This window comes from Pseudomonas sp. FW305-25 (genome assembly GCF_017351415.1).
GTDB classification, from domain to species: domain Bacteria; phylum Pseudomonadota; class Gammaproteobacteria; order Pseudomonadales; family Pseudomonadaceae; genus Aquipseudomonas; species Aquipseudomonas chlororaphis.
Genome location: NZ_JACNDE010000008.1, coordinates 202,549 through 213,062, shown reverse-complemented (window position 1 = coordinate 213,062; position 10,514 = coordinate 202,549). Strand labels below are relative to the sequence as shown.

Annotated in this window: 9 protein-coding genes; 5 read left to right on the top strand and 4 right to left on the bottom strand. The window is 62.7% G+C overall.

Annotation, left to right across the window (positions count from 1 at the left end; translation table 11 throughout):
* Positions 1-95: 95 nt before the first annotated feature.
* The 3 genes from J4E58_RS10875 to J4E58_RS10865 are packed head-to-tail and all read left to right on the top strand — an operon-like array spanning position 96 to position 3,661.
* Positions 96-755: a paraquat-inducible protein A gene (locus tag J4E58_RS10875; RefSeq protein WP_087092093.1), complete on the top strand. Its 660-nt coding sequence runs from the start codon at positions 96-98 to the stop codon at positions 753-755.
* Positions 742-1,365 (top strand): paraquat-inducible protein A, encoded by a 624-nt coding sequence (locus tag J4E58_RS10870; RefSeq protein WP_087092092.1) that lies wholly within the window; start codon positions 742-744, stop codon positions 1,363-1,365. Before J4E58_RS10875 ends, J4E58_RS10870 begins: the two co-directional genes overlap by 14 nt.
* On the top strand, positions 1,358-3,661 hold the full coding sequence (locus J4E58_RS10865; RefSeq protein WP_087092091.1) for a PqiB family protein: 2,304 nt from the start codon (positions 1,358-1,360) through the stop codon (positions 3,659-3,661). Before J4E58_RS10870 ends, J4E58_RS10865 begins: the two co-directional genes overlap by 8 nt.
* Before the next feature lie 65 nt (positions 3,662-3,726).
* Here J4E58_RS10865 and mksF read toward each other — a convergent pair whose 3' ends face one another.
* From mksF to mksB, 3 genes are read right to left on the bottom strand one after another with little or no spacing between them, the layout of a single operon-like run.
* The gene (mksF, locus tag J4E58_RS10860; protein WP_007930131.1) at positions 3,727-6,570 is read right to left on the bottom strand and encodes an Mks condensin complex protein MksF; all 2,844 of its coding nucleotides are present in this window, start codon (positions 6,568-6,570) and stop codon (positions 3,727-3,729) included.
* Positions 6,567-7,271 carry an Mks condensin complex protein MksE gene (gene mksE, locus J4E58_RS10855; RefSeq protein ID WP_007930132.1) on the bottom strand — a complete coding sequence of 235 codons (705 nt, stop codon included), beginning with the start codon at positions 7,269-7,271 and terminating at the stop codon, positions 6,567-6,569. Before mksE ends, mksF begins: the two co-directional genes overlap by 4 nt.
* On the bottom strand, positions 7,261-8,541 hold the full coding sequence (mksB, locus tag J4E58_RS10850) for an Mks condensin complex protein MksB (RefSeq protein ID WP_172963000.1): 1,281 nt from the start codon (positions 8,539-8,541) through the stop codon (positions 7,261-7,263). Before mksB ends, mksE begins: the two co-directional genes overlap by 11 nt.
* A gap of 180 nt (positions 8,542-8,721) precedes the next feature.
* Here mksB and J4E58_RS10845 point away from each other — a divergent pair, with 180 nt between their 5' ends.
* Positions 8,722-9,507 (top strand): energy transducer TonB, encoded by a 786-nt coding sequence (locus J4E58_RS10845; RefSeq protein WP_087092089.1) that lies wholly within the window; start codon positions 8,722-8,724, stop codon positions 9,505-9,507.
* Positions 9,500-9,952 carry a ribosomal protein S18-alanine N-acetyltransferase gene (gene rimI, locus J4E58_RS10840; protein WP_009045633.1) on the top strand — a complete coding sequence of 151 codons (453 nt, stop codon included), beginning with the start codon at positions 9,500-9,502 and terminating at the stop codon, positions 9,950-9,952. The genes J4E58_RS10845 and rimI overlap by 8 nt, the downstream gene beginning before the upstream one ends.
* A gap of 109 nt (positions 9,953-10,061) precedes the next feature.
* On the opposite strand, the gene J4E58_RS10835 is transcribed toward rimI, so the two are convergent.
* Positions 10,062-10,457 (bottom strand): hypothetical protein, encoded by a 396-nt coding sequence (locus J4E58_RS10835; RefSeq protein ID WP_053262658.1) that lies wholly within the window; start codon positions 10,455-10,457, stop codon positions 10,062-10,064.
* Between the last annotated feature and the right edge of the window lie 57 nt (positions 10,458-10,514).

Below are 10,514 nucleotides of genomic sequence, written 5' to 3'. Positions count from 1 at the left end.
CAGAAAACGGTTCTTATCTCCAAACAATTTTGCACAGTTATTTTCGGGACGGACCTCTAGAATAGCTTCACGCCTTTTCAGAGCCAGAGCCTTGTATGTCAGATACGGTTGACGCCCCCGGGCTGTCGGAGTTGCCGCTGGATGACCTGGTGGCCTGCCACGAATGCGACTTGCTGATGCGCAAGCCAGAGCTGGCCCACGGAGAAAAAGCCCAGTGCCCCCGCTGTGGTTACGAGCTATACGCACACCGCCATAACGTCGTGGATCGCAGCTTGGCATTGGTTCTTGCCGCGCTACTGCTCTATGTCCCCGCGAACTTTTTACCCATCATGCAGCTCAATCTACTCGGACAATCCTCTGAGGACACCGTGTGGAGCGGCGTTATCGGTTTGTTCAATACCGATATGCAAGGCGTGGCGGTGGTGGTGTTTCTCTGCAGCATGGGCATTCCATTGCTCAAGCTGGTCTGCCAGTTGCTCGTGCTCCTGAGCATTCGCCTGGACATAGGTCGCAGCTACGGCCTGTTGCTGTACCGCATTTATCACCACTTGCGGGACTGGGGCATGCTCGAGGTCTACCTGATGGGAGTATTGGTCGCCATCGTCAAGCTGGCGGATCTGGCTGCCATGACGGTCGGCCTGGGGTTGGTGTGTTTTGTCAGTCTGTTATTGGTTCAGGTATGGCTGGAGGTGGTCATGTCGCCCCATCAGATATGGGATGCCCTGGCCGGGGAGGATGCGCATGCGGGCGATTGATGCGGGCATTCTGGTTTGTAATGAATGCCACGAGCTGAACAGGCAGGAACCCGATACCGATGAGCAAACCTGCACTCGCTGCGGAGCCCTGGTGCATGCTCGTCGCCCCAAAAGCATCATGCGTACCTGGGCACTGCTGATCACCGCGGCGATCCTGTACATCCCGGCCAATGTGCTGCCGATCATGACGGTCACGTCACTCGGCCAGGGTGACCCCAGCACCATCATGTCGGGGGTGATCGTACTGGTGCAGCACGGCATGATCCCGATTGCGGCGGTGGTGTTCATCGCCAGTATCCTGGTGCCCACCTTCAAGCTGGTGGGGATTGCCCTGTTGCTGTTTTCGGTCCAGCGCCACCAGCCATTATCGGCGCGGCAACGCATTTGGATGTACCGCTTTATCGAGTTCATCGGCCGTTGGTCGATGCTGGATATCTTTGTGATCGCCATCCTGGTGGCGGTGGTGAATTTCGGTCGGCTTGCCAGTATCGAGGCCAATCTCGGTGCAGTGGCCTTTGCCAGCGTGGTGATTCTGACGATGCTCGCCGCAGTAACTTTTGATCCCCGACTGATCTGGGATAACACGGAGTCGGACGACGACAATGAGTGATTTGCCTAAAGCTAAAACCCGTCCGGCTTCGAACTGGTCGGCCATCTGGGTCCTGCCCCTGATCGCGTTGCTGATTGGCGGATGGTTGGGCTGGCGTGCCTATAGTCAGACCGGTATCGAGGTCCAGGTGCGCTTTGAAAGCGGCGAGGGCATCCAGGCCAACAAGACCGAGGTGGTCTACAAAGGGATGTCGGTGGGCAAGGTCAAGGCCCTGGCCCTGGACGACGAAGGCAACACCAGAGGGGTGATTGCCACTGTCGAGATGAACAAGGACGTCCAGCAATACCTGAAGAGCAGCACACGCTTCTGGCTGGTCAAACCGAGTGTGACCCTGGCTGGGATCACCGGGCTGGAGACGCTGGTTTCAGGTAACTACATCGCCATCAGCCCGGGAGAGGGCGAGCCTGCGCGCAAGTTCAAGGCGCTGATCGAAGAACCACCGTTATCAGACGCCAAGCCGGGCTTGCACTTGACCATCAAGGCGGATCGCCTGGGATCGTTGAACCGCGGCAGCCCGGTGTTCTACAAGCAGATCCAGGTGGGGCAGGTGAAAAGCTACCTGCTCTCCGAAGACCAGAACACGGTTGAGATCAAAGTCTTTATCGAGCCGACCTACGCCAACCTGGTGCGCAAACATACGCGTTTCTGGAACGCCAGCGGCATCAGCATCGACGCCAACCTGTCCGGTGTGAAAGTGCGTAGCGAATCCCTGGCCAGCATCGTCGCCGGCGGTATCGCCTTCGCTACCCCGGAGAATCGCCGGGACAGCCCGCCAACCGACCCGACCCTGCCGTTCCGTCTCTACGAGGACTTCGACGCGGCGCAGGCGGGCATCCGGGTCAAGGTCAAGCTGAGTGACTTCGAAGGGCTCCAGGCAGGTCGCACGCCAGTCATGTACAAGGGGATTCAGGTTGGTAACCTCAAGGCCCTCAAGGTCGACCCGGATCTGTCCAGCGCCACGGCGGAGCTGACCCTGGACCCTTTGGCCGAGGATTACCTGGTGCAAGGCACCCAGTTCTGGGTGGTCAAGCCTTCGATCTCCCTGGCGGGTATCACCGGTCTGGAAGCCCTGGTCAAAGGCAACTACATCGCGGTGCGCCCAGGTGACAAGGGCGCTGCTCCGCAACGCGAATTCGAGGCGCGGCCCAAGGCGCCGCCGCTGGACCTGCGCTCCCCTGGCCTGCACCTGGTGCTGTTCACCGAAAACCTCGGTTCGCTGGAGGTGGGCAGCCCGATTCTGTACAAGCAGGTCAAGGTCGGCTCGGTGCAGAGCTACCAGTTTTCGCGGACCCGCAAGCAGTTGGTCATCGGCGTGCATATCGAGAAGGAATACGAAGGGCTGGTGAACGGCTCGACGCGTTTCTGGAATGCCAGCGGTGTCACCTTGACCGGTGGCCTGACCGGCGGCATCCAGGTCAAGAGCGAGTCGTTGCAAAGCCTGATGGCTGGCGGTATCGCCTTCGACACGCCGGAACCCAACGTGCCGCTGAAAAAGCGCATCCCACGTTTCCGCTTGTATGCCGACAAGGAGCAGGCGACACAGAAGGGCACCCTGATCAGCATCAAGGTCGATCGCGCCGATGGCCTGCGTCCGGGTACGCCTATCCGCTTCAAGGGGCTGGATGTCGGCAAGGTCGAAGACGTCGACCTGAGCGGCGATCTGCAGTCGGTGCTGCTCAAGGCTCGGATCACCGAGGTGCCGGAGCGAATCGCGCGGGTCGGCAGCCAGTTCTGGGTGGTCAAGCCGGAGCTTGGCTTGATCAAGACCGCCAACCTGGAAACCCTGGTGACCGGGCAGTACATCGAGGTGCAGCCGGCGGCGAAGAACCTCGGCGCGCAAACCAGCTTTGTCGCCTTGCCCCAGCCACCGGAAGCCGCGGTCGCCGAGGCCGGCCTGAGCCTGGTGCTGAGCGCGGCGCGGCGCGGCTCGCTGAAGGTCGGCGTGCCGGTGACTTACCGCGAGGTAACGGTGGGCAAGGTCACGGGCTACGAACTGGGCCAGACTGCCGATCGGGTGTTGATCCATATCCTGATCGAGCCGAAGTACGCGCCGCTGGTGCGTGGCGGTACGCGTTTCTGGAACAGCAGTGGGTTCGGTATCGACATCGGCCTGTTCAAGGGCGCAACCGTCCGCACCGAGTCGCTGGAGACCCTGATCCAGGGCGGCATCGCCTTTGCCACGCCGGATGGCGAGCGCATGGGCAACCCGGCACGGCCAGAACAGACCTTCCCGTTGTTCGACAAGTTCGAGGACGAATGGCTGACCTGGGCACCGAAAATCCCCCTGGGCAAATAACCCAGAGAAAACAAAAAAGGCCGTGATCGAAAGATCACGGCCTTTTTGTTTTACGGTTTCGGCGGTTACACCTCGTCCAGCTCCGCTTCGGCTTCTGGCTCGACGTTCAGGGTAGCCTTGACCTGATCGTGACGGCGGATGTACTTCCAGTCCGCCTCGTCGATGTAGATACCGTTCGGGCCGCTGCCGCCTTCCAGGTCGATGGCGACCTGGGCCGACACCTGCGGCTTCACACTGGCCAGGATCGGCACGAAGCCCAGTTGCAGGCTGGTTTCCAGCAGCGCTGCCTGGTTCTTCTCGTCGATGTCCGCGGCCTCGTCGAGGTAGTACGGCAGGCGGATGCGCCCGGCTTGCTCGCGGTCCATCAAGTGCAGCAACAGGTACATGTTGGTCAGCGCCTTGATGGTCATGGTGGTGCCGTTGGACGCCGCGCCATCGATATCGGTGTGGATCACCGGCTGGCCATTGACCTTGGTGATCTCGAACGCCAGCTCGAACAGGTCCTTCAGGCCCAGTTGGTTATGGTTGGCCGCTACCAGGCGGGCCAGGTATTCCTTGGCCTCTTCGTTCTTGCTGTCCTGTTCGGCGCTCTGGCTCAGGTCGAACACCGACAGGGTCTCGCCTTCTTCGTATTGCCCGGCGCTGTGGATGATCTGGTCGATGTGCTTGAGGGCTTCCTTGTTCGGCGCGAGCACGATACGGAAACTCTGCAGGTTGGACACCTGGCGTTTGTTGATCTCGCGGTTGAACAGCGCCAACTGATGCTCGAGGCTGTCGTAGTCGCTGCGGATGTTGCGCAGGGTCCGGGCGATATCGGTGACGGCCGCGCGACGCGCCTTGCCCAGGGTCAGGGCTTCGTCGGTGCGGTGCGCATAGGCGTTGATCAGCAGTTGCAGGCGACGCTCCATGTCGTCTTCGCTGTCGAACTTGGCCACGCCCTTGAGGCGCACCTGAGCGTACAGCGCCTCGATCTGGCCATCGACCCGCTGCAGACCTTGCCAGCTGTCCTGATAGTCGTTGAGCAGGGGCAGCAGGTTGTCCATGGAGTCGTCCACCGGCTCCATGAACGGTGTGCCGAACGGCAGGTCCGCCGGCAACAGCTGGCGACGGCGCAGGGCATCGTCGAGGGTGCGTTGCTTGGCTTCCATGTCGCCGATCTGCCGGCCCACCAGTTGCAGCTTGGCCGACAGCTGCTGGACGCGTTCGGTGAAGGCGTCGCTGGAGCGCTTGAGTTCGTCCTGGGCGGCTTCCATCTGCGCCAGCTGTTCCAGCTTTTCGCCTTCCTCGGCGCTCAGGGTCTGCGCGCGGCGGAAATCTTCCAGGGCTTTCTGCGCATCCAGCACCTGCTGGTACAGCGCTTCGGTCTGGGTCTTGCTCGCGGCGCGGTCGGCGGCCACCGCGGCCTGGGTTTTCAGCTGCTTGAGTTCTTTGTCCAGGCGCTCTTTCTGGTCGCGCAATGCTGCGCGGTCCGCCAGGGCCTGCAAGGCCGGCGGTTCGATGTGGGAAATGTCGATGGACAGCCCCGGCACTTCGAAGCGCTCGCCCTTGAAGCCATCGAGGATCAGCTCCACGGATTTGACCCAGTCGCCGTTCTCGTCCAGGGCGATGCCGTGTTCGCCCAGCGGCAGGCTGAACAACTGGCTGTTGAACAGGCGCATCAGACGCTCGACGTCCTGTTGCGAGAATTCCTCGCGCAGGCGCGCATAGCTGTTGTTGTCGGCGTTATCGAGCTGCTGCTTGACCGACTTCAGGCGTTTTTCCAGATCCCGCAGGCGCTCTTCCAGGTCCTCGGCGGAGAACTGCCGGGACTGGGCCAGAGCGCCGGCCAGTTCGTCGTGGGCATCCTTGGCCGCCAGCAGTTGCTGCTCCAGGACCTTGACGTCGTCCACCAGGGCGAAACGATGCTTGAGCACCGAGAGCTCGCCGAGCCAGCGCTGGGTGCCGGTGATTTCCCGCTCCAGGCGCATCATTTCCTGGGTACTGCTGCGCTGGTCGTTCTGCAGTGCGTCCTGTTCGTTGCGGTAGTGCTCGGCCTGGATGGTCAGCTCTTCCTTGCGCGCGCTGGCGTAGTCGGACCAGGTGCCCAGCAGCGAGTCGAGCAGCGGCGACAGGCGATGCAGTTTGCCGCGCAGGATGTCGCGCTGTGTCACGCCGTTGGCCAGGGCTTCCACCAGGGGGCCCGCGGCCACCAGCGAGTTGTAGTCCTGCTCCATGCGGCGCACGTCGCGGAAGGCATCTTCGCAGGCGGCGATGTAGTCGACGCTGCCGGAACGCAGGCTGTGTTCGAAGGCATCGAGGAACAGCTGCTTGAGCTTGGCCGCGGTGATTTCGCGCATGTGCAGCAGGTTGATGAACAACGCGCGGAAGGTCTTCAGGCTCTGCTCGCTGGTGGAGCGCAGCGGGATCAGGGTCAGGTCCAGCGGAATCGAGGTATGTCCGCCCACCAGCAGGCGACGCAGTTCATCCGGCTTGAGCTCATAGGCCTTCAGGCCCTGACGCTCGAGGTTGGTGAACAGCTCTTTCTGCCGCAGGCAGGTGTCGTCTTTCTGGTAGTGCGCCAGGTCCAGCGAGCCGGCATAGGCGAAGAACTGGTGACCGAAACTGCCGCCCGGACCGCGCCCGGCCACGCCGATCACATGCGGGCCATGGGGCAGGGACACTTCCACCAGGATGTAGCTGGTATCGGTGGCGAAGTAGAAACGCCGCGACTGTTCCAGGCTGTACTTGCCGAAGCTCATGTCCGACATGCGTGCCAGGATCGGGAATTGCAGGGCGTTGATCGAGGCGGACTTGCCCAGGTTGTTCGCGCCGTAGACCGACAGCGGCTCTTCCAGCGGGAACAGGCCCAGGCTGTAGCCGGCGGTGTTCAAAAGGGCAAAGCGGCGGATGCCGTAGCGTTCCTTGCTCATGCGTCGAGCTCCTGTTCTTCGGCAATGGCGCGGGCCAGTGCGTCCTCTTCACTTTCCGATTCGACGAATTCGCTGAGGTCCAGCGGGTCGTCGGTCTGCAGCAGTTTTTCGTCGCTGTCTTCGTCGATCAGCACCGGCGTCGGCAACGGCAGCACGCTGTGCAAGCTGGCGGCCAGGTCACGGTCCTGCTGCACCGACAGGCACACATCGAGGAAGCGGTGCATCGGCGGCAGGAAGCGGTAGATGCCCGGCTCCTCGCCGGCAAAACCCAGTTGGGTCATGCGCCGCATGATTTTTTCTTCCAGTTCTTCATGGGTCTGCACTTCGGCCTGGATGAACAGGTCGCGGTACTTCTCCAGCAGCGACGGCAGTTCGTCGCGGCCGAGGCTGCCGCCGTCGAGCACGGCGACCGGGTCGCGGCCCTGGTCGGCCAGGTGCTCCACCAGGATGAAGGTGAACAGCGCCAGGCGCTGGGCGGTCTTGTTCACCTGGGCGGCGGCGTTCTCCGGCACGAAGTAGTAGAAGCCACGGGTGTCGCACACCAGTTCGAAGCCCAGGGCCTTGAACAGGGTGCGGTACTGGTCCTGGAAGTTCGACAGCTGGGAGTACAGCTCCGGGTCGCGGCGGCTGACGTGATAACCCTTGAACAGCTCGCGAAAGATCGGCGCCAGCTGGGACAGTTCGGAAAGATCAAGATGCATGTGGAGTGCTCGCAGAATTCTCGGCCACGTCATCGCGGGCCGAGAGCAGGGCGAAGGAGCGCAGGCTGACCTGGTGCTCGTGGGTGTGGTAGTCGCGGCGTTCCAGACGCTCGCGCTTGAAGCGTTTTTCCCGCGACAGACGGGAGAACCAGTACAGCAACTCGTCGGTGGCACCGTCCGGTTCCTGCTCCAGCAGCCAGGTCATCAGGTCCGGCATCGGCAGGGCGTCTTCGCAGCGGTCGAGCATCTCGCGGACCGTGCGTGGCGCCCGTGGCGCATTGCCGCCCTTGTGGGTCTTGTGCGCCTTGGGAAAGCGCGTCGGCTTCGGCTCGAAGCTGGCCAGGGCATAGACATAAGCCTCGACCTGGCCGGAGCTGCCGAGGAAGGTGCTTTGCGGACGGGTGAACAGTGGCATGGCCGCTTGCGGCACGGCGTCGATGCCCTTGCGCCGGATGGCCGACAGGGCCAGGGCCGCGCCGCGGGTCACGGCGTTGTGCCGGCGGGCTTCTTCACGCAGCGGCAGCAGCAGTTCCCGGGCGTGACGCAGGGTCAGCTGGGCGCTGGTCTGCATTTCCAGGATCCGCGCGTGGGTGCGCAGCAGCATGTCGTCGTCCACCAGATGGCCCAGGCGCTGCTGTTCGGTGAGCATGCGCAGCAGGACGTTCTCGACCTTGCGCACGCCTTGCTCGAAGGCGCCGTCGGCGTTCACCAGCTGGATCATCGGCTCGACGTATTCGTCCCAGGTGGCCAGTACCTCGGCGTATCGCTGGCGCAGGGGAATCTGCCGGTCGCTGGTCTTGGCCCGCTCGGCGACGGCCACCAGGGCCTGTTCGTCGTTGGCGAGCTTTTTCAATACATCGCGCACGCGCATGTCCAGCAACCGCAGCTGGCGGGCCAGGTCATGGCCGTCGCGGATGTCGAAGGCGTCCTGGATGTAACCGGCCAGGCGTTCGAGGTGGCGCAGGTAGGCTTCGATTTCCAGGCACAGGCCCAGGCGGTGCTCGCGCCGCAGGTAGGCGAGGAAGTCGTGGATCTGTGCGTTGAGCTCGAAACGGTTCGGGCTTTTCGCCACCGGAACCAGGATATCCAGGCGGATCCACACGTCCAGCAGGCTGGTAATGTCCTGTGGCGTACTGTCAATTTGCTGTGTGGCCAGCTGTGAACGCAGTTCGGCGAGGCTCAGGGTGCCTTGGTCGAAGTGCTCGCACAGTGGCTCCAGAAGTGCCCAGTGTTCGGCGAGGGCGCGCAACACGCGCTTGGGTTCGATCATCGGAATGGCCGGCTGGTTGGCAATGAAAAGCAGCGATTGTACTGCATCGGAAGGCTGACGATTCACCCCTCGGTCTTGTCATGGGCTGGACCGGTGTTTTTGTGACGAATCAACTGCGGGCGATCTTCGGCGAAGGGCGGTAGAATCCCCCCACTTCAGTTATCCACAAGTGGCCGACCTTTGCTTATCGAGTCTCGCCGTCGCGCTTATCTGTCCGCCATGCAGGTGGTCAGCTGGCTGCCGCGCACCGAATTGCCCTTTGCGGCGCCGTCCCGTCCCGAGTTGCTGGTGATTGCCGAGCCCGTGGTCGAGGCCCCGGCAGCCCCTGCACCTGTGGCCAAAACGGTTGCCGAGCCTGTGGCCAAGCCTGCCGAACGGCCGAAAATCGAAGTGCCGCGTCCCGCCGGCGCTGCCGTTCGTCCGGTCAGCAAGCCCGTGGTCGATGCCGAGGAGGCCCCGGCGCCGATCAAGGCCCCGCCCGTGCCGCCACCGCGTTTCGCCCTGCAATTGCTGCGCGCCGGTCGTTGCCTGCTGCTGGTGGAGTTACCCACAGGCGAAGCCTTCCAGAGCCGCGACCCGGCCTATCTGCTGCTCAAGGACATGCTGCGCGCCGCCGGCCTGCCGGACAGCCCGCAGATCCTCGCCGAGCCGGTGCGCTGGCCGATGCTGACCCGCGGCAATCTCGACCAGGGGCCGGACGCGGCGCGGGATTTCGTCCAGGCCTTTGTCGGGGCGCGCGTCGAAGAAGAACCTTGTGTCTGCCTGTGGCTGATCGGCCTGCCGGCGGTGCGTTTCGCGGGCGAGGCTGATGCGCAGTCCTACAACCGTGAACTCCAGGTCGAAGGCCTGGGCTCGGCCTGGGCGCTGCCTGGGTTGGAACTATTAATGGAAGAGCCACAGCGTAAGGCTGATGTCTGGCAAGCCATGCGTCGGCTGATGGCGCGTTGGAAAAGTAGCAATGAGTGACGCTTTATCGTTCCGCCAGGCCACCGAGGCGGATCTGGATGCCATCCTGAAAATCGAATACGCGGCGTTCAGCCATCCCTGGACCCGCGGCATTTTCACCGATGCCCTGAAATCCTATGAAGTCTGGCTGATGTTCGAAGGCAGCCAGCAGGTCGGCCACGGGGTGATCCAGGTGATCATCGACGAAGCCCACCTGCTCAATATCACCGTCAAGCCGGAAAGCCAGGGCCGTGGCCTGGGCCTGCGCCTGCTGGAAGAGTTGATGAAGCGCGCCTACCAGAAAGACGCGCGCGAATGCTTCCTCGAAGTGCGCTCCAGCAACCAGACCGCCTACCGTCTGTACGAGCGCTACGGTTTCAACGAAGTCGGCCGCCGCCGCGATTACTATCCGGCGACAGGCGGGCGCGAAGATGCGCTGGTGATGGCCTGCACCCTGGTCGATTGACGGCGTATCGAGCCGCTATCGTAGGAGCGAGGCTTGCCCGCGATAGCGGTGTGTCAGGCAAACCGCTATCGCGGGCAAGCCTCGCTCCTACAGTTGTTAAAGGCAGGTATCAGCGTTTGCCATCCAGTGGGTCGCGCTGGGCCAGTTCGGCTTCGTCCAGGCCATTGCCGCCGCCGATATCGTCTTCATCGACAATGCTCAGGTCCCAGTCGGCCGGCTGGTCTTCACCGGCTTCATGGGCGGAGCGGGCGCCGTCTTCGCGGATCAGGTTTTCCGGGGTCAGCTCATCGTCGTTGGGCTCATCCTCGGCGTTGCCGGTCAGGCTGGAGCCATGGATGTGCCTGTGGGGAGTACGATGCTCCACAGGGCTGGAAGCAGGGTCGCCGACCCTGGCGCCGGGTTCTTCTTCATCGAAGTCCAGCTCTTCCATGGAACCCATGCGGTCTTCGTTGTCGTCGATGGGCTCGGGCTGAGGCGCGCCATAGGGACGTCGTGATTCAGTCATGACGGTTGCTCATACTTTTGGGCTTAAAGAGTGGACCCAGCAGACCCGGCAAGATTC

Excerpts from the sequence above, each read along its gene's own strand:
- mksE (WP_007930132.1), bottom strand. The coding sequence starts at position 7,271 with ATGCATCTTGATCTTTCCGAACTGTCCCAGCTGGCGCCGATCTTTCGC.
- J4E58_RS10875 (WP_087092093.1), top strand. The coding sequence starts at position 96 with ATGTCAGATACGGTTGACGCCCCCGGGCTGTCGGAGTTGCCGCTGGAT.
- J4E58_RS10835 (WP_053262658.1), bottom strand. The coding sequence starts at position 10,457 with ATGACTGAATCACGACGTCCCTATGGCGCGCCTCAGCCCGAGCCCATC.
- mksB (WP_172963000.1), bottom strand. The coding sequence starts at position 8,541 with ATGATCGAACCCAAGCGCGTGTTGCGCGCCCTCGCCGAACACTGGGCA.
- rimI (WP_009045633.1), top strand. The coding sequence starts at position 9,500 with ATGAGTGACGCTTTATCGTTCCGCCAGGCCACCGAGGCGGATCTGGAT.
- mksF (WP_007930131.1), bottom strand. The coding sequence starts at position 6,570 with ATGAGCAAGGAACGCTACGGCATCCGCCGCTTTGCCCTTTTGAACACC.
- J4E58_RS10870 (WP_087092092.1), top strand. The coding sequence starts at position 742 with ATGCGGGCGATTGATGCGGGCATTCTGGTTTGTAATGAATGCCACGAG.
- J4E58_RS10865 (WP_087092091.1), top strand. The coding sequence starts at position 1,358 with ATGAGTGATTTGCCTAAAGCTAAAACCCGTCCGGCTTCGAACTGGTCG.